The organism is Anoxybacillus suryakundensis, from assembly GCF_001418025.1.
GTDB lineage: Bacteria > Bacillota > Bacilli > Bacillales > Anoxybacillaceae > Anoxybacillus > Anoxybacillus tengchongensis.
Genome location: NZ_LIOK01000006.1, coordinates 50030 through 70799, shown reverse-complemented (window position 1 = coordinate 70799; position 20770 = coordinate 50030). Strand labels below are relative to the sequence as shown.

Here is a 20770-nt window from a genome sequence, read left to right as displayed (position 1 = left end):
TTATTTCGCTTGTAAATAAAACAATCCACCATTGATGACTGACATATGAATTCTCGGTTCATATCTTTGGCGCAATGCTTCTTTTTCTTTTTCATATTCTTCTTGTTTTTCTTCGATGCCCTCGTAAAAATGTTTCAGTAATGCTAATTCTTCTTTCCAACGCGCTCGTGCTTCATCCGCCCAATGATGCGTTTCAGATGCGATTAGACGTTCAACAAAAGCTTCGATTCGCCCCAATCCGCTGAGCGGTTTAATCAGTGGAGAAATGGTAAAGCAATAATCAGGTACTGTTGCTGTCCATTGTTTTTCTTTTAACACGTTGTAAAATGATTCAACAATCGTTCCACTAATCAGATGGATGCCTAATGATAATAGGCGATCTTGTTTTCGATCGCACTCATATGAAAGCAATATGTTCGTATGAAGCCATGGATGAAGAGCGACGGATCGTTCGGATACTTGCTCATACAGGCGAATGAATCGACCGTTCATTTTAGCAATCGAAAAAATTTGGTGAAGACGTGGTGAACCGAAATGAATATATTCTCCTTCTTTTGTAGCTGATGGTTTCGTAATAAGCGACAATTGCAATGGTTCACCTATAGCGCCGATGCGTTCCATGTAATGCCAATAAAATGGACGATTCATTAATTGTTTATCCATTTCGGCGGTGAGTTGAACGCGTATATGTCCATCGCTACGTTCTAAAATATGGCAATGGGTAGCTGTAAAAAAACGTTCGAGAAAAGATTGAATATCATGTTGCTGCATGCGCACTATCCTCCATGTTCATAAAAATTTCTACAAAATTTTGCATTTTAATTTTTAATTCCCCTTCGCTTTTGGACTGAGCAATCATGCGTTCTAAATGGCTTGAAAATGCAGGAGATTGTAGCTTCATTAAAATATCATCCAGTTCACCAACCACCCGTTCAAATAGACGAATTTTTTCGTACAGTAACGTAAATATATGTTCTTCGACCGTATTGCGCACGACAAAATTATAAATGTGGACATCTTTCGTTTGGCCGAGACGATGAACGCGTCCGATTCGCTGTTCTAGACGCATAGGGTTCCAAGGCAAATCATAGTTGATAACATGATTGCAAAATTGTAAGTTAATTCCTTCCCCCCCTGCTTCTGTAGCGATCAACACTTGAGCACGATGTTGAAATAGTTCTTTCATCCAATCTTTTTTACTTCGTTTAAATCCACCGCGAAACGGTACGGAAGAGACACCATGCTGTTTAAAAAACCATTGCAAATACAACTGTGTGGCGCGATATTCTGTAAAGACAATGACTTTATCGTTTATGGTTTGAATGAGCTCTAACGCTTTTTTCGCTTTTGTATGTTCGGCAATGTCATTCATTGTTTGTAACAATGTACCAATTGTTGCTTCAATATGAGGTTGACGTTCAAGCATATTTTTTAGCGTGCAGAAAAGCGCTTCTTTACTGCTACATATTTCACGCAATAACGTCATATGTGACAGCGATGTATCTAACAAAGGAGATTTGAACTGTCGAATTTTTTCATATACATTTCGCTCAGCTTCCGAAAAATCAATGAAAATCGTTTCAACGTGTCGCTTTGTCCATTCAATTCCTGTATCGTGGCGACGATGACGAATCATTACTTTGCGAATGAGCTCTTTTAAATGGACGTCATCGTGTAATGTACGCAATTTCCCGTATCTTTTTTGAAATTGTTCGGCATTCCCTAAATGTCCTGGTTTCAGTAGGGAAACGAGATGAAAAATTTCTTCGACACGATTTTGAATGGGCGTTGCTGTTAATAGTAAACAAAACTTTTTTTTCAGCCCTTGAACAAATTCATAATTTTTCGTTTTATTGTTTTTTAACTTGTGTGCTTCATCAATAATAACGATATCGTATGATTGGCTATAAATGATGTCCCGATGTGGTTGTTTTTTCGCGGTATCTATCGATGAAACAACCACATCGCACTGCTCCCATACGTAACTTTTCTTTTGGGCAACGGCGGGAATGAAAAATTTTTCATTTAATTCTTGTACCCATTGTGAAACGAGAGAAGCTGGAACGAGAATAAGCGCCTTTTTCACAAGTCCACGAATCATATATTCTTTTAAAATTAATCCTGCTTCAATCGTCTTTCCTAGCCCGACTTCATCAGCTAAAATGGCTTTTCCGTTCATTTGTTCAACCACTTGACGAGCAACGTCATATTGATGGGGTAAAATAGTCATATGCGGCAAATGTTTTGGAGCTTGTAGCCCATCAAACTGAGGGATGGTTAACGCTTTCGTTGCTTCAAGCGCTAGTTCATACAACTCCCAGTTTGACCACGGACCGTCACGTTCGATACGTGTGGCAAATTCATTCTTCCAACTTCTCTCCCAATGCATTGTGACGTTCATAACGTATCCCTCATTTTCCGAACATTTTTATTTAAAACGAAATAAATTTACGTATTTTATTTATAAAAAGGTGTTGCGACAAACGAGAAGTTATAAGATAATAAAAAACGTAAGAAAGTTTGTAAAATTGTTTCATTACGTGTTTACATGTAGTGTGGCACAAGAATGATAATTGTATACGGGCGGATGAGAACAAGGGGAGAGACTACGAGATGTAGCGCCGAAGGAGCAAGTGGCAACACGAATCTCTCAGGCAAAAGAACTCTTGTTTGACGCGGCTCTGGAGAGCGTTCACAGACGTGAACCACCCACGAGGACACCTATGCAATGTAGGGAAACTTTCAGGTGAAAGGACAGAGACTACCATATGACAATATGGGAGTCGTCTGTCTTTTTTTATGAACGAGGAGGGGAGCATATGTTACAAAGAACGCCACTATTTCCTCTGTATGCAGAGTATGGCGCAAAAACGATTGATTTTGGCGGTTGGGAGTTGCCTGTGCAATTTTCTAGTATTAAAGAAGAACATGAAGCGGTACGGACGCGCGCAGGATTATTTGATGTGTCGCATATGGGTGAGTTTGAAGTCAAAGGAAAAGATAGTCTTGCTTTTTTACAAAAAATGATGACAAATGATGTTTCGAAATTAACAGACGGTCGCGCCCAATATACGCTCATGTGTTACGAAGACGGCGGAACGGTTGATGATTTGTTAATTTATAAAAAAGCAGACGACCATTATTTGCTTGTCGTAAATGCTGCAAATATTGAAAAAGATTTTGCTTGGCTATGTGAGCATGTCGTTGGTGATGTCGAGCTTGTCAATATATCAAACGATATTGCACAACTGGCGTTACAAGGGCCACTTGCGGAAAAAGTATTACAGCCATTAACAACGATCGATTTATCCGCAATGAAATTTTTCACTTTTGCCGATCACGTCGATGTGGCAGGGGTTCAAACGCTCGTGTCGCGGACAGGATATACAGGAGAAGATGGATTTGAGCTATATTGTAGAGCAGAAGATGCCCAAACGCTTTGGCGAGCCATTTTAGAGGCAGGAAAAGAAGAAGGGGTACTTCCGTGTGGACTTGGTGCACGCGATACACTTCGTTTTGAAGCGTGCTTGCCACTATATGGACAAGAGTTATCAAAAGACATTACGCCAATTGAAGCAGGGCTTGGTTTTGCGGTCAAAACGAATAAAGACGTCGACTTTTTCGGAAAAGAAGTGTTAAGAAAACAAAAAGAAGAAGGAGCGCCGCGGAAACTTGTCGGAATCGAAATGATCGATAAAGGTATCCCACGTCACGGATATGCTGTATATGGAAACGATGAGCAAATTGGCGTTGTCACGACCGGGACACAATCACCGACGCTCAAAAAGAATATTGGATTGGCGCTTATTCCTCCTGCGTTTTCGGTACTTGATACAGAAGTAGAAGTAGATGTTCGTGGAAAGCGATTAAAGGCGAAAGTGGTGGCGACACCGTTTTATAAGCGCACAAAATAATGTGAGGAGAGAGAGTTATGCTTCATCGTTATTTGCCAATGACGGAAGAAGATAAGCAACAAATGTTACAAACGATCGGGGTACAATCGATTGACGAACTATTTGCTGATATTCCAGAAAGCGTTCGTTTTCAAGGTGAGTACAACATTAAACCAGCAAAATCTGAACCGGAGTTAATGAAAGAGTTGATGGCACTAGCGGCGAAAAATGCGGATATGAAGACGTACACGTCGTTTTTAGGAGCGGGGGTGTACGACCATTACATTCCGACGATTGTTGATCACGTCATTTCACGTTCGGAGTTTTACACCGCATATACACCGTATCAGCCAGAAATTTCGCAAGGGGAACTTCAAGCGATTTTCGAATTCCAAACGATGATTTGTGAATTAACAGGCATGGATGTAGCGAACTCATCGATGTATGACGGTGGAACAGCGCTAGCAGAAGCAGCGTTATTAAGCGCGGCGCATACGAAAAAGAAAAAGGTGTTATTATCAAATGCGGTGCATCCTGAATATCGGGACGTCGTGAAAACGTACGCGAAAGGTCCGGGGCTTGAAATCGTAGAAATTCCGTATAAAAACGGTGTGACGGATGTGGATGCACTGCAAAAAGAGATGGATGAAGATGTCGCATGCGTCATTGTGCAATATCCAAACTTTTTCGGACAAATTGAACCGCTAAAAGAGATGGAGCCAATTGCCCATGCGCATAAAGGAATGTTCGTTGTCGCAAGCAATCCGCTCGCGTTAGGGGTATTAACGCCACCAGGACAGTTTGGTGCAGATATCGTTGTTGGTGACGCTCAACCATTTGGTATTCCAACGCAATTTGGCGGTCCGCATTGCGGTTATTTTGCGGTGAAATCGGCACTGATGCGTAAAATTCCAGGACGTCTTGTCGGACAAACGACGGACGAAGAAGGTCGCCGTGGTTTCGTCTTGACATTACAAGCGCGCGAACAGCACATTCGCCGCGACAAAGCAACATCGAATATTTGCTCCAACCAAGCGTTAAACGCCCTTGCTGCATCTGTGGCGATGACAGCGCTCGGCAAAAATGGCGTGAAAGAAATGGCGACGATGAATATTCAAAAAGCACACTATGCAAAAGAGGCATTTGTCAACAATGGTTTTCATGTCGTATTTACGGGACCGTTTTTTAATGAACTTGTCGTCCGCATGAACAAGCCGGTAGCGGAAGTAAATAAAAAGCTGTTAGAAAAAGGAATCATCGGTGGCTACGATCTCGGGCGTGATGATCCAGAACTACAAAACTGTATGTTAATTGCTGTGACGGAATTACGCACGAAAGAAGAAATCGACACGCTTGTGAAAGAATTGGGGGATTGCCATGCATAAAGATCAACCACTTATTTTTGAATTAAGCAAGCCAGGGCGAATCGGATATAGCTTGCCGGAATTAGACGTGCCAGCTATCGATGTTGCACAAGTCATCCCAACTGACTACATTCGAAAAGAAGCACCAGAACTCCCAGAAGTGTCGGAGCTTGACATTATGCGTCATTATACAGCGTTATCAAAGCGCAATCACGGGGTCGATTCGGGCTTCTATCCGCTTGGATCTTGCACAATGAAATACAATCCAAAAATAAACGAAAACGTTGCTCGTTTTTCTGGATTTGCCCACATTCATCCACTTCAGTCGGAAGAGACAGTGCAAGGGGCGCTTGAATTAATGTATGACTTACAGGAGCATTTAAAAGAAATTACCGGCATGGATGCGGTGACATTGCAGCCAGCCGCTGGTGCGCATGGGGAATGGACAGGGCTCATGATGATTCGCGCCTATCATGAAGCGAATGGCGACTACAATCGAACGAAAGTGATCGTTCCAGATACAGCGCATGGAACAAATCCAGCGTCGGCAACGGTGGCAGGTTTTGAAACGGTGACGGTGAAATCGACGGAAGAAGGGCTTGTCGATTTAGACGATTTACGTCGCGTCGTTGGCCCAGATACGGCAGCGCTGATGCTTACAAATCCAAATACGCTCGGTCTTTTTGAAGAAAACATTCTAGAAATGGCAGAAATCGTACATCATGCAGGCGGAAAGCTGTACTATGACGGCGCGAACTTAAATGCGGTGTTAAGTAAAGCTCGCCCTGGCGATATGGGCTTTGACGTCGTTCATTTAAATCTTCATAAGACGTTTACCGGTCCACACGGTGGCGGTGGTCCAGGTTCGGGGCCTGTTGGGGTGAAGGCGGATCTCATTCCGTATTTACCGAAACCGACGGTGGAAAAAGGGGAAAACGGCTACTATTTCGACTACGATAGACCGCAAGCGATTGGGCGTGTGAAGCCGTTTTATGGCAACTTCGGCATTAACGTTCGCGCGTATACGTATATTCGCTCGATGGGTCCAGATGGCTTAAAAGCGGTGACAGAATACGCGGTACTAAATGCTAACTACATGATGCGTCGCTTAGCGGAACATTACGACTTACCATACAACCGCCATTGCAAACACGAATTTGTGTTATCAGGAAAGCGGCAAAAGAAATTAGGGGTACGTACGCTCGATATTGCAAAGCGTTTGCTTGATTTCGGCTACCATCCGCCAACGATCTACTTCCCTTTAATCGTTGAAGAATGCATGATGATCGAGCCGACGGAAACCGAGTCAAAAGAAACGCTCGATGCGTTTATTGACGCGATGATTCAAATTGCGAAAGAAGCCGAGGAAACGCCAGAAATCGTTCAAGAAGCGCCACATACAACGGTTGTGAGACGCTTAGATGAAACAACGGCCGCTCGCAAACCAATTTTGCGTTATCAAAAATAAAGTGCCAGGCGTTTTTGCTTGGCACCTTATTTTTTCTTCACTTTTCCTGTCCACATTTTAAATCCGCCTTTTAAGTGGTATAAGTCGCGGTAGCCGTTACGATACAACATTTGTGCAGCGCGACTGCTGCGCATTCCGCTTTGGCAATATAAGTAAATTGGTTGATCTTTACGTAATTCTTTCATGCGCAAGCGTAATTGTGAAAGCGGAATATTACGTGCTCCTAAAATGTGACCGGCAGCGTATTCATCGGGTTCGCGAACATCGATGAGCTGTGCTTTGCGATAGCCTGCACGAAACTCTTCTTCTGTCAGCGTTTGAACGATGCGTTTCTGATAAAAGTATGTAATGACCGCGTACACAATAATTGCCCCGAGAATAATAAGAGCTATTGTCATGGTGTCCCTCCTTTTTTCATCGTTGCCATGTCTATTATATAAATGTTTTAGACAAGAAGCAAAGCATTTTCCATTGACTTATTGTGTTTGCTACACTATAAAATGATAGAGGAAAGGGTGGGGTAGATGGAAAAAGAAGTATGGCGTTTTATTGATTCAGGCAATTGTTCCCCAGCGTTTAATATGGCGCTTGATGAAGCGTTGTTAGAATGGCATAGTGAAGGAAAAATTCCACCAACGATTCGTTTTTACGGTTGGAATCCACCGACGCTTTCAATCGGCTATTTTCAAAAAGTAGAAAAAGAAATTGATATGGAAGCGGTCAAAAAATATGGTCTTGGTTTTGTGAGACGTCCAACAGGTGGACGCGGTGTGCTTCATGATCAAGAGTTAACGTATAGCGTCATCGTGTCTGAATCGCATCCAAACATGCCACAAACGGTGACAGAGGCGTATCGCGTCATTTCGCAAGGCATTTTAGAAGGATTTCGCTTTCTCGGACTTGATGCGTATTTTGCAGTGCCGAAAACAGAAGAAGAAAAAGCGGATTTAAAAAATCCGCGCTCGGCTGTTTGTTTTGATGCACCGTCTTGGTATGAGCTCGTTGTTGAAGGGAGAAAAGTAGCCGGTAGTGCACAAACGCGGCAAAAAGGTGTCATTTTACAACATGGCTCGATTTTATTAGACTTAGATGAAGAGATGCTTTTTCGCTTATTTAAGTATCCGAATGAACGAGTAAAAGAGCGGTTGCGACAAAACTTTAAAAACAAAGCGGTCGCAATGAATGAATTAACTGATCGAAAAATTACGATCGATGAGGCGAAAGAAGCGTTTTTCAAAGGGTTTGAAAAAGGTTTAAACATTCAGCTTGAACGATATGAATTAACAGACGATGAGCTTGCTTACGTTCAGCAGTTAGCGAAAAACAAATACGAAACAGATGAATGGAATTTTAAACGGTAAATTTTTTTCTTGACAAGTAAAAAGTGCTTGACTTAATTATCAATATGTAGTATGTGTTTTTAAAAAAATCATACTACATATTGATTTTTTTATTGATTCTTGTTGTCGATATATGGTAGTTTAATGTAGTAAGATTATGTTGGTAGAGGAGAGGTAAAAATGACGGTTGCGTTTTCTGAAAAAATGACGGTGAATGTGGACAAACTAAATGAAGACATTCGCCTGTTTCCACAAGTGCACCCGATTACTTCTGATATGCACATTACATATAAGGGTGTATCGCGTTTAGTGATGATCGATCGCTATTCGTTTAAAGATACGGAAAAGTTGACGTTAAGCGTCGGAGATTTTGTCGTTTTAACCGTGAAGGAAGATCCGAAGTTTCCAGCGCGTGGACTTGGATTTGTCGTTGAACTGGACTGGGAAAATAAAAAAGCACACGTGCTTGTTGAAGAAGAATATCGTCATGTGTTGGAAGGAGAGGAAGCGAAAACAGGCATTGTTGTTCGTTCCCTCGATGTCATTGAAAAACCACTCGAAATTTTTTATGAACAAATTGCGAAGCGGAACGCAACCGGGCTAGCCGCTGTTGAGCAGACAGAAGAAAAACGACGAGAGTGGTTTGAAAAATTTTATGAACAGCTTGTCAGCCTGAATTTTGTTCCAGCTGGACGCGTATTGTATGGCGCAGGTTCTGGGACGGAAGTGACGTACTTCAACTGCTACGTTATGCCGTTTGTGAAAGATTCGCGCGAAGGCATTTCTGAACATCGAAAGCAAGTGATGGAAATTATGAGCCGCGGTGGCGGTGTAGGAACGAACGGTTCGACTCTTCGTCCACGCAATACACTTGCGCGTGGAGTAAACGGAAAATCGTCCGGGTCGGTATCATGGCTAGACGACATTGCGAAACTTACCCATCTTGTAGAACAAGGTGGCTCGCGCCGTGGCGCTCAAATGATTATGCTAGCCGATTGGCACCCGGACATTATTGAATTCATTATTTCGAAAATGCAAAATCCGCGCATTTTTCGCTATTTGCTTGAAAACACAGAAGATGAAGGCATTCAAAAAGCAGCGAGAGAAAAATTAAAGTTTACGCCACTTACTGAACAAGAACGCGCGATGTATCAAGGGATTGTCAATTACAAAAACATCCCAGGTTACGGTGGTTTCACGGAAAAAATAATTAAAGATGCGGAAGAAAAGTTGCGGACAGGCGGAACGTATAGCGTGCACAATCCGGACTTTTTAACAGGGGCGAACATTTCTGTTTGTTTAACGAAAGAGTTTATGGAAGCGGTAGAAAAAGATGAAGAGTATGAGTTGCGTTTTCCAGATGTTGAAACGTATTCGGAAGAAGAAATGCGCATTTATAACGAAAAATGGCATGAAGTCGGCGATGTGCGCGAATGGGAGAAAATGGGCTATCGCGTTCGCGTCTATCGTAAAATTCGTGCGCGCGAGCTATGGAAGCTCATTAACATTTGCGCAACGTATTCCGCCGAACCGGGCATTTTCTTTATCGACAACGCCAACGACATGACGAATGCAAGAGCGTACGGACAAAAAGTAGTCGCAACAAATCCGTGTGGAGAACAACCACTCGCACCTTATTCTGTGTGCAATTTAGCTGCGATTAATTTGGCGAATATGGTCGATAAAGAAAAAAAAGTTGTCGATTATGAAAAATTAAAGCGGACGGTTGAAGTCGGTGTCCGCATGCAAGATAACGTTATTGATGCAACCCCATACTTCCTTGAGGAAAATAAAAAGCAAGCGCTTGGGGAGCGCCGCGTCGGTCTTGGCGTCATGGGACTAGCGGATTTGCTTATTTATTGTGAAAAAGAGTACGGTTCGGAAGAAGGAAATCAGTTAGTGGACGAGCTGTTTCAAACGATCGCGACAACAGCGTATCGTGCGTCGATTGAACTCGCAAAAGAAAAAGGGAGCTTTCCGTTTTTAGTTGGTGAAACAGAAGAAGAAACGATGAAATTGCGCGAAGCGTTTATTCATACCGGTTATATGAAAAACATGCCAGACGATATTCGACAACATATTTTAAAATATGGTATTCGCAACTCACATTTGTTAACGGTTGCTCCGACTGGATCGACAGGGACCATGATCGGCGTGTCCACAGGACTTGAACCATATTTTTCCTTCTCTTACTACCGAAGCGGACGTCTTGGTAAATTTATTGAAGTAAAGGCGGATATCGTCCAAGAATATTTGGACAAACATCCAGAAGCGGATCCGAATAATTTACCGCATTGGTTTGTAACTGCGATGGATTTATCGCCAGAAGCGCATGCGGATGTACAATGCATTATTCAACGTTGGGTTGACTCTAGCCTTTCGAAAACGGTGAACGCACCTCGTGGCTATACGGTCGAACAAGTGCAAAAAGTGTACGAACGATTATGGAGAGGTGGCGCAAAAGGTGGCACAGTATATGTCGATGGTAGCCGCGATGCGCAAGTATTGACATTAAAAGCGGAAGAACGTGCGATCGAAGAGCAACTGGAGCTTCTTCCAGAAGAACCGAAAAAACGAGCAGTTGCAATCGTCGAAACGATTCCAGATTTACGGGCGACAGACGTTACGATCGGTTCGGAAGTCGGCAACATTTGCCCGGTATGTCGCGAAGGAACGGTCGAAGAAATCGGTGGCTGCAACACATGTACAAGTTGCGGTGCGCAATTAAAATGTGGTTTGTGATGGAAAAAGGAACGGGAAATCTCCGTTCCTTTTCATTATGAATGATAACAAAAATTGTATTTCATCACCTCGTGACAATCAAACATACTAACATTGAGGTGATTGTATGAAGCCGTTTATTCCGCAACTCGTTTATTTTGAGCCAGAAGCGCTCCGTTATCCACTTGGCCAAGAGTTGTATGAGAAATTTAAACATATGCATATTGACATTCGCGAAACGACATCCCACAACCAAGTTCGTGGTATTCCGGGGGATAACGAACTGCAACAATACCGCAATGCAAAATCAACACTTGTTGTCGGTGTTCGCCGTACATTAAAGTTTGATACGTCTAAACCGTCAGCAGAATATGCGATTCCACTTGCGACAGGATGCATGGGTCATTGTCATTATTGTTATTTACAAACAACGCTCGGAAGCAAACCTTACATTCGTGTGTACGTCAATCTCGAGGATATTTTTGCCCAAGCGAAAAAATATATTGATGAACGTGCTCCGGAAATTACGCGTTTTGAGGCCGCTTGTACGTCGGATATTGTCGGCATCGACCATTTGACGCATGCGTTAAAAAAAGCGATTGAATTTATTGGTGCAACCGAATATGGACGCCTTCGCTTTGTCACAAAGTATGAACATGTTGATCATCTGCTTGATGCGAAACATAACGGAAAAACACGTTTTCGTTTTAGCATCAATTCACGTTATGTCATTCAAAATTTTGAACCGGGGACATCTTCGTTTGATGGACGGTTGGAAGCGGCACGGAAAGTGGCACGCGCTGGCTATCCGTTCGGCTTTATCGTTGCACCCATTTACATGCATGACGGCTGGGAAGAAGGATATTTTGAACTATTTGAACGATTACATGCGAATTTACAAGATATCGATTTAACTGGCGTAACGTTTGAATTAATTCAACATCGCTTCACAAAACCAGCGAAAACAGTCATTCAAAAACGGTATCCGAAGACGAAACTAGATCTTGATGAAACAAAACGAAAATATAAATGGGGACGATACGGGATCGGAAAATATGTGTACCGAGATGAAGAAGCCAATCGGCTAAATGACACGATTTGTTCCTATATTGCACAATTTTTTCCCGAAGCCACAATTGAATATTTTACGTAAATAGTTGTCATGCTTGGTAAACATGTTATAATCATAATGATCGCGGATGTTTGTTTAGGAGGGACATATATGCCAACACCAAGCATGGAAGATTATATTGAGCAAATTTATATATTGATCGAAGAAAAAGGATACGCTCGCGTATCGGATATTGCTGAAGCGTTATCTGTTCATCCCTCCTCTGTGACAAAAATGGTTCAAAAGCTTGATAAAGACGAATATTTAGTATATGAAAAATACCGAGGGCTCGTACTGACTCCGAAAGGAAAAAAAATCGGTAAGCGGCTTGTGTATCGCCACGAGCTACTGGAACAATTTATGCGCCTGATTGGCGTCGATGAAGAAAACATTTATCGCGATGTTGAGGGAATCGAACATCATTTAAGCTGGAATGCGATTGATCGTATTGGTGACTTAGTACAGTACTTTGAAGAAGATCGGTCACGTCTTGAAGCGCTTCGCAACATTCAAAGGCAAAACGAGCAAGAACAGGCATAAACGCTTGTTCTTTTTTGCTTTTTTATGCTCAATTTCTCCCGTTTTTCATACATATATGGCGAGGGAGGGAAGAGCATGGAGATTGATGGTGTCTTTTCCGGTGGAGGTGTGAAAGGTTTCGCATTGGTTGGCGCATACGAGGCCATCGAGGAAAAAGGTTTTCGTTTTAAACGGCTTGCCGGTACGAGCGCAGGGGCGCTTATTGCTTCGTTTATTGCGTCGGGATTTACAAGCAAGGAAATTATAGACATGATGGAAGATATGAATTTAATGGATTTTCTCGATGAACGACGTACGATCATTCCGTATGCGTGGTTAAAATGGCTTTTACTTTATTGGAAAATGGGGCTGTATAAAGGAGAAAAGCTTGAACAATGGATAGCTGAACAGCTCAGTACAAAAGGAGTGCGTACATTTGCCGATTTACCCCATGAACGATTGCGCGTTATTGCTTCTGACTTAACAAATGGAACGATGCTTATTTTGCCAGACGATTTACCGAAATACGGCATTGATCCTCTTCGTTTTCCGGTCGCAAAAGCAGTCCGAATGAGCATCGGCATCCCTTATTTTTTTGAGCCTGTACGGTTAAAGACAGACGAAGGGAAGCATATCGTTGTTGATGGTGGGCTGTTAAGCAATTTTCCGATTTTCTTATTTGATGAAGAGCGAAAAAAAAGGCCTGTTCTCGGCATAAAACTAAGCGCGAGACAGGCACAAAAAGCCAAAAAGAACATTCATAATGCAATTGACTTATATGAAGCGTTATTTCAAACGATGCGCGAGGCGCATGATGAACGATACATTTCACGCCGTCATGAGAAAAACATTATTTTTCTTCCGGTCAAACATATTGTTGCCACAGATTTTTCAATGACCGATGAAGAAAAAAAGAAGCTTATTTCGTTTGGAAAAGAACGGACAGAGCAATTTTTAAAAACATGGACATATTAAAAGAAGAAAATCGGGTTAAAAAGAAGCCCGATTTTTTTTCTTTCCTTTTTTACCTTCAATGACTGTTAAATGAGTGGCATGTTTTTTCTTTAAAGCGGTTGGGCGCGTTTGCTTTTTCGACGTCGGCTTCGTTTTTTGGTGGTGGAGTTTTTTCGATTGTTTCACCGCTTTTTGATACGAGTGACCAAAGCGCTGCCTTTGTATCCATTTATATATACCGTAAAAGACAGCCACAATACATATGATAAAAAATATTTGTTTCAACAACTGAATCGGATCGTTCCATAAACGATAAGAAAACCCAAAAATAGCGAATACAATAAGCAAAGTAATAAGCGGGAATGGGCGCCGACGCAATCGATCCACCTCCTTTATCATTACACCACTTCTTCTTGCTGTTTCGTCGCTTCTCCCTCTAACTCAAGCAAACGTTGAAATGATGCGATCGCTACTTCCACTTGATCATTAGTCGGTTCTTTCGTCGTTAATAGTTGTAACCATAAGCCGGGGTAGCCAAGTGAGCGCAACACAGGAACATGTCGCAACGCGTTTGTGACTTGTAATACTTCAAAAGATAATCCTAATACAACGGGAATGAGCGCTAATCGATTTAATACGCGCACCCAAAGTGGTTCAGTTGGGACGAACATGTAAACGAATACGCCAATGATGACAGTAAATAAAATGAAGCTACTACCACAACGATAATGAAGACGAGATTGTCGTTGTACATGTTCAACCGTCAACGGTAACCCATTTTCATAGGCATTAATTACTTTATGTTCTGCTCCATGATATTGAAACAGTCGTTTAACGAGTGGTGTGAGCGAAATAAAGTAAATATACCCTAAAAGTAAAAGAAGTTTAAAAAACCCTTCAACGAGTATTTGTGCTGTGTTCGATGGGAACATCGGTCTCGTTAATTCGGCTAAAAATACAGGAATAAGCGTAAAAATAAACTTCCCAAATAAAAACGATAACACCCCGATGAGCGCAACACCTAAAATCATTGTCCATTTGGATGGAGCCTCATTGTCCAACGCTTCGTCTTCATTTGGATCAAGATCATATCGTTCACTTGAAAACTGTAAATGTTTCGAGCCGTTCGCGCTTGCTTGAATAATTGCAAAAATGCCGCGAAGAAACGGAATTTTTTTGAATAAAGCAAGCGTTTTATTTGTTTCGCGTGGAACATGGAAATACTCAATCGAACCGTCTTTTCGCCGAATGGCTGTGACAGAATGATTACGTCCAGCGAACATGACCCCTTCAATGACCGCCTGCCCGCCATATACGTTTTTACTCATAAGAAGACACCAACCTATTTTCTTTTTTCTTATATTCTACAAGAAAACGCTAAAAACCTCTAGGTCGATGTATCGTTTGTATTTGTATTGTTACCAAAAATGAGAGCTGATACACATGAGATCCAACATTTTGGACAAGATAAAAACGGAGGTGATTGCTGTGCAAACAAAAACGAAACAAGACGCACAACTTGAACAAAATAAGAGAGAAAAACCAATGCCCGTTTTAGCAAAGGTTGCATTGATTGGTTTTATTGGGGGTGTATTTTGGAGCTTCCTCGCATACTGTGCTTATTTTTTTCATTTTACAGAAGTAGCGCCAAATTTCATTTTGCAACCGTGGGCGATCGGTGATTGGAAAGACGGCACCCTTGGTCAGACGATTGCGATTTTGTTCATTGGGCTCGCTTCAGTTATTGCTTCGTTTCTGTACTATGCTTTTTTAAAAAATCGTCAAGGCATTTGGCCAGGCGTCGCTTTCGGCATCGGGTTATGGGTACTTGTTTTTTACGTATTAAATCCCATTTTTCCGCAGTTAAAAGCTGTTTCACAACTTGAGAGAAATACGGTTGTCACGATGGTATGCTTTTACATTTTATATGGAATGTTTATCGGTTATTCCATTTCATTTGAAGTTGCAGAGATGAGGCGACAAAAACAGGTCGATGTGGTAAAATAACCATATGTATTTTCATCAGTAAAGGGGGGAGAGGGGGAATGGTTCGATTCCTCCTTTTAAACGGTCCAAACTTAAATCGTCTCGGTATGAGAGAGCCGCATATTTATGGACATACGACACTTGCTCAATTAGAAAAACAGTTAACAGAATTTGCTGGTGAATATGGGGCGGAATTAACATGTTATCAAAGTAATTATGAAGGGGCGTTAATTGACCAAATTCATCGGGCGGAATCGTTGTACGATGGAATCATTTTTAATCCTGGAGCGTTTACGCATTATAGTTATGCGTTGCGTGATGCGATTGCAAGCATACAAACACCAGTTATTGAAGTACATATTTCAAATATTCACGCAAGAGAGCCGTTTCGTCATCAATCTGTTCTTGCTCCTGTGACGGCTGGACAAATTGTTGGACTTGGTGTAAACGGATATCGATTGGCGATTTTAGCGTTGCTTGATATGGTTGAAGGGAAGGGGAAATAACATTGGATAAAGTACAAAAACTTCGTGAACAATTCGCTGAACATGGCATTGACGGATTTCTCATTACAAATGATTATAATCGTCGCTATATGACAAATTTTACAGGAACGGCGGGTGTTGCTTTGATTAGCGAAACGGGTGCCGTATTTATTACCGATTTTCGCTACGTCGAACAAGCGACAAGACAAATTGAAGGGTATGAAATTGTTCAACATACACAGACGCTCATTGAAGAAGTAGCCAAACAAGTCGAGCGATTAGGTATTAAAAAGCTTGGATTTGAGCAAGACGATCTTTCGTATGCAACGTTTTCAGCATATGAAAAAGCGATCAAAGCAACGCTTGTTCCAATTTCAGGCGTAGTTGAAAAGTTACGCTTGATTAAGTCGGAAGCAGAGATTAAGATATTAAAGGAAGCAGCCGAGATTGCCGATGCCGCCTTTCGCCATATTCTTGATTTTATTCGCCCTGGTGTGCGTGAAATTGATGTGGCGAATGAGTTAGAATTTTTTATGCGCAAACATGGGGCGACAAGTTCATCGTTTGATATTATCGTTGCATCTGGTGTGCGCTCAGCATTACCTCATGGAGTGGCGACAGAGAAAGTCATTGAAAAAGGAGAGCTCGTCACGCTTGATTTTGGTGCGTATTATAAAGGATATTGCTCCGATATGACGAGAACGATTGCCGTTGGAGAGGTAAGCGACGAATTAAAGCGCATATACGATGTTGTATTGCAAGCCCAACTTCGCGGTGTTGAACACATTCGTCCCGGGATGACAGGACGAGAGGCAGATGCGCTCACACGCGATTATATTTCTGCTTGCGGATTTGGTGAATATTTTGGACATTCCACAGGTCATGGGCTCGGCATGGAAGTGCATGAAATGCCGGCGCTTTCGATGCGCTCGGATACAGTGCTACAGCCGGGAATGGTTGTGACGGTTGAACCAGGCATTTACATAGCAGGATTAGGCGGTGTTCGCATTGAAGACGACATCGTCATTACAGAAAACGGCAATGAGCGGCTCACACTTTCACCAAAAGATCTCATTACTTTATAGACGTAGGAGGAAATGAACATGATCTCAGTAAACGATTTTCGTACAGGCTTAACGATTGAAGTTGACGGCGATATTTGGCGCGTCATCGAATTCCAACATGTGAAACCAGGAAAAGGTGCAGCATTCGTTCGCTCAAAACTTCGCAACTTGCGCACAGGTGCGATTCAAGAAAAAACGTTCCGCGCAGGTGAAAAAGTAAGCAAAGCACAAATCGACAACCGCAAAATGCAATATTTATACGCAAACGGCGATCAACATGTGTTCATGGATATGGAATCATATGAGCAAATTGAGTTGCCTGCGAAACAAATTGAACATGAATTAAAGTTTTTAAAAGAAAACATGGAAGTATTTATTATGATGTACCAAGGTGAAACAATTGGTGTCGAATTGCCAAACACAGTTGAGTTAAAAGTTGTTGAAACAGAGCCAGGCATTAAAGGTGATACGGCATCGGGTGGCTCGAAGCCAGCAACATTGGAAACAGGTCTTGTCGTTCAAGTACCGTTCTTCGTCAACGAAGGCGATGTATTAATTATTAACACAACAGACGGCACATACGTATCACGCGCGTAATGGAAAAAGGCGCCCCTAAAGCAAATGGGGCATCTTTTTCTTTTATATGTTTTTGATGTCCTTAAATAATTGTGTCAAAAAGGCTAGATGATGACCAAGTGTAACCAAAACAGCAGAACTCGAATTGCGAAATATATCTTTCAAAAGGAGTTTCTAATTCAATGTTCCAGAGTCCACTTGAGAATTGTGTGGTATTTACACTAAAATAAAATGTCCTTTCAAATTTGTTGTGTGAGTCCGATTTTTCTATCCATTCATCAAAAATATATAAGAACTGATTTTTATTATATATTTTTACCACGATAGGAAAATCGATTTTTACATTTTTTAGCCTACAAACACAGTGTAAACGCTGATCTAAAGAGTTGAATTTTAAAGACTGTTTTAATGGATATATTGTTTTTTCCTCTTTATTTATAGAGATACTTTTTGATAAAGAAAATTGATCAATTTTAGGTGACATACTCATATCCTGGGTCTCACTTAGAACCGATACAATAGTTTTATCCCATATAACACATTTTTTTGTGGGATCTGGGATAAAAAATTGATCGTTAATTAGTATTTGATAGAGTTTTAGCTCTGTTTTCAAGGAGCCTGTCAACTCTAATATCCATATATCCCCTTCCGGTATCAAGGGGTATGTCTTTCCAGTAATTATGGAATATGCACCAACGTTGTAAATCGGTAAATCCTTTGGATCATATACAACAGTTTTTATTTCCATATATCTCTCCAGATTTGGATCATTTTTTTGGCAATGCCTCCTTTTATAGCACTAGCGATGAACAGAGTAATCAAAAGTAGAAAATAAACTTCAATTATTAAAAGATGTGTTAAAGGAAGCTTATTTGTGTACTTAATGTAAAGAAAATACACATACAGGGCGATAGGCAAGTTGAGAAAAAGCCATATATCTATAGTTTTTGAACGTATATTCGAATTACTCACCTTTTCTAAAATAAGACGGATAATTGGAATTGATAAGATAACACATGATATTATTATAAGTAAATATGTCCATCTCAATTGCTACACCTACTTGTAACCTCGGATAATATCTTTGTTGGCATTATATAAGTTGTTAAAACTTCTTACCCCTATCTCCATTAATGCTGATATTACTCCTCCACCAACTGTAGATTTTACTGCGACTTTTGTAGATGCTTTTTGAATATATTTACTGTAAACATAACTTCCACCTGCACCAGTAGCTGTAGGAATTCCAAAAAAGTCTTTAATAGCATTAGAAATAGGAGTTGTTATTCGTCTGTCAATTTCATGATAAAGGCTATTTGCCTTTTCAGTGATACCTAGTTTGTATGAAATTTGGTTTAAAGACATATAAGCACCTCCAGGATCCTTAAATTTTAAATTTCAATTAACATTTTACTTTTTTTTTTTTTTTTTTTGTAAATATTTTTAGAAAATTAATTTTTCGGGATAGGTTTCATTTTTTATAAATTCCCTCCTTCTGTACTTCTGAATTGTCCCATTTCTGCATACGTTGTACTAGCACCGTTGTACAAGGAGGATGCGATGAAAATTGATGCAACTGTTTGGACGATGGCGGGTTTACGGTTTTTATCTGCGGCGATTGAGTTAAGCGCAGCAATTGTTATGTTGTCGCTGAATGATGTAAAAAAGGCGATTGCGATCAATACATTGCTTGCTGTTGTCGGTCCGACGATTTTTTTCGTTGTTATGATGATTGGGCTTGTTGCGGTGGCGAATGAACTATCATTGTTTAAGCTCGTATGGATCGGTGCGGGAGTCATATGTATATTGATCGGTATTTATGTCGTGAAATGAAGGAGGGAAGAAGATGCAAGCGGTGTTTGATATGTTACCTAAAACGCTCGTGCATGCCATTCAATCGTTTTCTACTCGTTCCCATTCTACGATCGAAGAAATTCGCATTCGCATTCATCGCCCGTTGGAAGTCATTGCTGGGGGGAGGTCGTACATATATCCACATGTTGTACAAATAGAAGAAGGCATCGAACTATTAAATAAATTAAGTCAATATTCTCTTTATACGATCGAAGAAGAGTTGAAAAAAGGCTACATTACCATTCAAGGTGGGCATCGAGTCGGTTTAGCCGGAAAAGTAATTACAGAAGACGGAAAAGTAAAAGCGATCCGACATATTACATCATTTAACATTCGGATGGCTCGGCAACAAATCGGCATGGCTGAGCCACTTCTTCCTTACTTATACGACAAACGATGGCTTAATACGATGATTATCGGAGCGCCTCAAACAGGAAAAACAACGATTCTTCGCGATATTGCACGCATCGTAAGCATCGGAGTGAAAGAGAGGCAAATTGCACCTCAAAAAGTGGGAATCGTCGATGAACGTTCAGAAATTGCTGGTTGTGTGAAAGGCATTCCGCAATTTACATTCGGCCATCGTGTCGATGTGCTCGATGCATGCCCGAAAGCAGAAGGAATGATGATGATGATTCGTTCGATGAGCCCAAATGTATTGATCGTTGATGAAATCGGAAGTGAGGCAGATTGCACTGCGATTTTAGAAGCGGTTCATGCGGGAGTGGGCTTATTTATGACAGCGCATGGCCACCATTTCGACGATATAATCAAGCGCCCATCGCTGCGCCCGATTATAGAACAAGCTGTATTTGAACGATTTGTTGAATTGACGAATATCGGACGTCCTGGAACGATTCAAGCTGTTCGAGATGCAAACGGTCGCGATATATATCGAAAGATGAGCGTGATGTAAATGAAATGGATTGGAGCAATATGCATTATATTGGCGACAACATGGTCAGGTTTTGAAGCGTCGCGACTTTTACGCGAGCGCACAAGACAATTGCGCCAGTTAAAAATGGCATTGCAGTCACTTGAAGCAGAAATTATGTACGGGCATACGCCGTTAATGGACGCTGCGTCTCGATTATCTCAACAGCTATCAAAACCGTTATCATGGTTGTTTGAATCGTTTGCGCAAAAGTTGCAAAAAGGAACGATGAATGCTTGTCAAGCGTGGGAAGAAAGTTTGCATGAAGTGTGGAAAATGACTGCCTTCAAAGAAGGTGAATTGGAGATTATGAAACAGTTTGGCGAGACGCTTGGACAATACGATCATGAAATTCAACAAAATTATATTCGTTTAACGATGGTGCATTTAGAGAGAGAAGAAGGGGATGCCATCGAAAAACAACAACGTTATGAAAAAATGATGAAAAGTTTAGGTGTATTAACGGGCATTCTCATCGTGCTTTTACTCATATAGAGGAGG

The 20770-nt window shown here is 41.3% G+C and carries 22 protein-coding genes and 1 riboswitch; of the genes, 15 read left to right on the top strand and 7 right to left on the bottom strand.

Features of this window, described 5'->3' with window-relative positions:
- Together ASC42_RS05810 and ASC42_RS05805 are read right to left on the bottom strand one after the other, a co-directional pair.
- Window positions 1-771: a YqhG family protein gene (locus tag ASC42_RS05810; RefSeq protein ID WP_055440954.1), complete on the bottom strand. Its 771-nt coding sequence runs from the start codon at window positions 769-771 to the stop codon at window positions 1-3.
- Entirely contained in the window at window positions 758-2401 is a 1644-nt protein-coding gene (locus tag ASC42_RS05805) for a DEAD/DEAH box helicase (RefSeq protein ID WP_055440953.1), read from the bottom strand. The genes ASC42_RS05810 and ASC42_RS05805 overlap by 14 nt, the downstream gene beginning before the upstream one ends.
- Before the next feature lie 186 nt (window positions 2402-2587).
- A riboswitch (glycine riboswitch) is annotated at window positions 2588-2676 on the top strand.
- Between the two features lie 143 nt (window positions 2677-2819).
- On the opposite strand from ASC42_RS05805, the gene gcvT reads away from it, so the two are divergent.
- From gcvT to gcvPB, 3 genes are read left to right on the top strand one after another with little or no spacing between them, the layout of a single operon-like run.
- Window positions 2820-3914, top strand: a complete 1095-nt coding sequence (gene gcvT / locus ASC42_RS05800; RefSeq protein WP_055440952.1) for a glycine cleavage system aminomethyltransferase GcvT — start codon at window positions 2820-2822, stop codon at window positions 3912-3914.
- Between the two features lie 17 nt (window positions 3915-3931).
- Window positions 3932-5278 (top strand): aminomethyl-transferring glycine dehydrogenase subunit GcvPA, encoded by a 1347-nt coding sequence (gene gcvPA / locus ASC42_RS05795; RefSeq protein ID WP_055440951.1) that lies wholly within the window; start codon window positions 3932-3934, stop codon window positions 5276-5278.
- A complete protein-coding gene (gene gcvPB / locus ASC42_RS05790; RefSeq protein ID WP_055440950.1) occupies window positions 5271-6725 on the top strand; it encodes an aminomethyl-transferring glycine dehydrogenase subunit GcvPB in 1455 nt (484 codons plus the stop codon). Before gcvPA ends, gcvPB begins: the two co-directional genes overlap by 8 nt.
- A 26-nt stretch (window positions 6726-6751) precedes the next feature.
- On the opposite strand, the gene ASC42_RS05785 is transcribed toward gcvPB, so the two are convergent.
- Window positions 6752-7123: a rhodanese-like domain-containing protein gene (locus tag ASC42_RS05785; RefSeq protein ID WP_032100032.1), complete on the bottom strand. Its 372-nt coding sequence runs from the start codon at window positions 7121-7123 to the stop codon at window positions 6752-6754.
- Window positions 7124-7249: 126 nt separating this feature from the next.
- Between ASC42_RS05785 and ASC42_RS05780 the strand changes: the two genes are divergently transcribed.
- The 5 genes from ASC42_RS05780 (at window position 7250) to ASC42_RS05760 (ending at window position 13391) form a co-directional block, all read left to right on the top strand.
- Window positions 7250-8086: a lipoate--protein ligase family protein gene (locus ASC42_RS05780; protein ID WP_055440949.1), complete on the top strand. Its 837-nt coding sequence runs from the start codon at window positions 7250-7252 to the stop codon at window positions 8084-8086.
- A gap of 159 nt (window positions 8087-8245) precedes the next feature.
- Window positions 8246-10807 (top strand): vitamin B12-dependent ribonucleotide reductase, encoded by a 2562-nt coding sequence (locus tag ASC42_RS05775; RefSeq protein ID WP_055440948.1) that lies wholly within the window; start codon window positions 8246-8248, stop codon window positions 10805-10807.
- A 106-nt stretch (window positions 10808-10913) separates the two neighbouring features.
- Window positions 10914-11939 (top strand): spore photoproduct lyase, encoded by a 1026-nt coding sequence (gene splB, locus ASC42_RS05770; RefSeq protein ID WP_055440947.1) that lies wholly within the window; start codon window positions 10914-10916, stop codon window positions 11937-11939.
- 69 nt (window positions 11940-12008) lie between these two features.
- The gene (gene mntR, locus ASC42_RS05765; RefSeq protein ID WP_004889573.1) at window positions 12009-12437 is read left to right on the top strand and encodes a transcriptional regulator MntR; all 429 of its coding nucleotides are present in this window, start codon (window positions 12009-12011) and stop codon (window positions 12435-12437) included.
- Window positions 12438-12512: 75 nt separating this feature from the next.
- Window positions 12513-13391: a patatin-like phospholipase family protein gene (locus ASC42_RS05760; protein ID WP_055440946.1), complete on the top strand. Its 879-nt coding sequence runs from the start codon at window positions 12513-12515 to the stop codon at window positions 13389-13391.
- Window positions 13392-13406: 15 nt separating this feature from the next.
- Here the strand turns inward: ASC42_RS05760 and ASC42_RS05755 are convergent, their stop codons facing one another.
- Together ASC42_RS05755 and ASC42_RS05750 are read right to left on the bottom strand one after the other, a co-directional pair.
- A complete protein-coding gene (locus tag ASC42_RS05755; RefSeq protein WP_055441051.1) occupies window positions 13407-13748 on the bottom strand; it encodes an SA1362 family protein in 342 nt (113 codons plus the stop codon).
- 20 nt (window positions 13749-13768) lie between these two features.
- Window positions 13769-14698 (bottom strand): DUF1385 domain-containing protein, encoded by a 930-nt coding sequence (locus tag ASC42_RS05750; RefSeq protein WP_055440945.1) that lies wholly within the window; start codon window positions 14696-14698, stop codon window positions 13769-13771.
- Between the two features lie 115 nt (window positions 14699-14813).
- On the opposite strand from ASC42_RS05750, the gene ASC42_RS05745 reads away from it, so the two are divergent.
- From ASC42_RS05745 to efp, 4 genes are read left to right on the top strand one after another with little or no spacing between them, the layout of a single operon-like run.
- Window positions 14814-15377 (top strand): YqhR family membrane protein, encoded by a 564-nt coding sequence (locus ASC42_RS05745; RefSeq protein WP_055440944.1) that lies wholly within the window; start codon window positions 14814-14816, stop codon window positions 15375-15377.
- Window positions 15378-15415: 38 nt separating this feature from the next.
- The gene (aroQ, locus tag ASC42_RS05740) at window positions 15416-15862 is read left to right on the top strand and encodes a type II 3-dehydroquinate dehydratase (protein WP_055440943.1); all 447 of its coding nucleotides are present in this window, start codon (window positions 15416-15418) and stop codon (window positions 15860-15862) included.
- Between the two features lie 2 nt (window positions 15863-15864).
- Window positions 15865-16926 (top strand): M24 family metallopeptidase, encoded by a 1062-nt coding sequence (locus ASC42_RS05735; RefSeq protein WP_055440942.1) that lies wholly within the window; start codon window positions 15865-15867, stop codon window positions 16924-16926.
- Between the two features lie 18 nt (window positions 16927-16944).
- On the top strand, window positions 16945-17502 hold the full coding sequence (efp, locus tag ASC42_RS05730; RefSeq protein WP_003394108.1) for an elongation factor P: 558 nt from the start codon (window positions 16945-16947) through the stop codon (window positions 17500-17502).
- 61 nt (window positions 17503-17563) lie between these two features.
- Here the strand turns inward: efp and ASC42_RS05725 are convergent, their stop codons facing one another.
- A complete protein-coding gene (locus ASC42_RS05725) occupies window positions 17564-18229 on the bottom strand; it encodes a hypothetical protein (RefSeq protein WP_055440941.1) in 666 nt (221 codons plus the stop codon).
- A gap of 311 nt (window positions 18230-18540) precedes the next feature.
- A complete protein-coding gene (locus ASC42_RS05715; protein ID WP_055440939.1) occupies window positions 18541-18846 on the bottom strand; it encodes a hypothetical protein in 306 nt (101 codons plus the stop codon).
- A gap of 195 nt (window positions 18847-19041) precedes the next feature.
- On the opposite strand from ASC42_RS05715, the gene ASC42_RS05710 reads away from it, so the two are divergent.
- From ASC42_RS05710 to spoIIIAB, 3 genes are read left to right on the top strand one after another with little or no spacing between them, the layout of a single operon-like run.
- On the top strand, window positions 19042-19314 hold the full coding sequence (locus tag ASC42_RS05710) for a YqhV family protein (RefSeq protein ID WP_055440938.1): 273 nt from the start codon (window positions 19042-19044) through the stop codon (window positions 19312-19314).
- 13 nt (window positions 19315-19327) lie between these two features.
- A complete protein-coding gene (gene spoIIIAA, locus ASC42_RS05705; RefSeq protein ID WP_055440937.1) occupies window positions 19328-20251 on the top strand; it encodes a stage III sporulation protein AA in 924 nt (307 codons plus the stop codon).
- Window positions 20252-20764, top strand: a complete 513-nt coding sequence (gene spoIIIAB / locus ASC42_RS05700) for a stage III sporulation protein SpoIIIAB (RefSeq protein WP_055440936.1) — start codon at window positions 20252-20254, stop codon at window positions 20762-20764. It begins immediately after the preceding gene.
- Window positions 20765-20770: the final 6 nt, after the last annotated feature.

Excerpts from the sequence above, each read along its gene's own strand:
- ASC42_RS05810 (WP_055440954.1), bottom strand. The coding sequence starts at position 771 with ATGCAGCAACATGATATTCAATCTTTTCTCGAACGTTTTTTTACAGCT.
- ASC42_RS05805 (WP_055440953.1), bottom strand. The coding sequence starts at position 2,401 with ATGAACGTCACAATGCATTGGGAGAGAAGTTGGAAGAATGAATTTGCC.
- gcvT (WP_055440952.1), top strand. The coding sequence starts at position 2,820 with ATGTTACAAAGAACGCCACTATTTCCTCTGTATGCAGAGTATGGCGCA.
- gcvPA (WP_055440951.1), top strand. The coding sequence starts at position 3,932 with ATGCTTCATCGTTATTTGCCAATGACGGAAGAAGATAAGCAACAAATG.
- gcvPB (WP_055440950.1), top strand. The coding sequence starts at position 5,271 with ATGCATAAAGATCAACCACTTATTTTTGAATTAAGCAAGCCAGGGCGA.
- ASC42_RS05785 (WP_032100032.1), bottom strand. The coding sequence starts at position 7,123 with ATGACAATAGCTCTTATTATTCTCGGGGCAATTATTGTGTACGCGGTC.
- ASC42_RS05780 (WP_055440949.1), top strand. The coding sequence starts at position 7,250 with ATGGAAAAAGAAGTATGGCGTTTTATTGATTCAGGCAATTGTTCCCCA.
- ASC42_RS05775 (WP_055440948.1), top strand. The coding sequence starts at position 8,246 with ATGACGGTTGCGTTTTCTGAAAAAATGACGGTGAATGTGGACAAACTA.
- splB (WP_055440947.1), top strand. The coding sequence starts at position 10,914 with ATGAAGCCGTTTATTCCGCAACTCGTTTATTTTGAGCCAGAAGCGCTC.
- mntR (WP_004889573.1), top strand. The coding sequence starts at position 12,009 with ATGCCAACACCAAGCATGGAAGATTATATTGAGCAAATTTATATATTG.
- ASC42_RS05760 (WP_055440946.1), top strand. The coding sequence starts at position 12,513 with ATGGAGATTGATGGTGTCTTTTCCGGTGGAGGTGTGAAAGGTTTCGCA.
- ASC42_RS05750 (WP_055440945.1), bottom strand. The coding sequence starts at position 14,698 with ATGAGTAAAAACGTATATGGCGGGCAGGCGGTCATTGAAGGGGTCATG.
- ASC42_RS05745 (WP_055440944.1), top strand. The coding sequence starts at position 14,814 with ATGAGATCCAACATTTTGGACAAGATAAAAACGGAGGTGATTGCTGTG.
- aroQ (WP_055440943.1), top strand. The coding sequence starts at position 15,416 with ATGGTTCGATTCCTCCTTTTAAACGGTCCAAACTTAAATCGTCTCGGT.
- efp (WP_003394108.1), top strand. The coding sequence starts at position 16,945 with ATGATCTCAGTAAACGATTTTCGTACAGGCTTAACGATTGAAGTTGAC.
- ASC42_RS05725 (WP_055440941.1), bottom strand. The coding sequence starts at position 18,229 with ATGGAAATAAAAACTGTTGTATATGATCCAAAGGATTTACCGATTTAC.
- ASC42_RS05715 (WP_055440939.1), bottom strand. The coding sequence starts at position 18,846 with ATGTCTTTAAACCAAATTTCATACAAACTAGGTATCACTGAAAAGGCA.
- ASC42_RS05710 (WP_055440938.1), top strand. The coding sequence starts at position 19,042 with ATGAAAATTGATGCAACTGTTTGGACGATGGCGGGTTTACGGTTTTTA.
- spoIIIAA (WP_055440937.1), top strand. The coding sequence starts at position 19,328 with ATGCAAGCGGTGTTTGATATGTTACCTAAAACGCTCGTGCATGCCATT.
- spoIIIAB (WP_055440936.1), top strand. The coding sequence starts at position 20,252 with ATGAAATGGATTGGAGCAATATGCATTATATTGGCGACAACATGGTCA.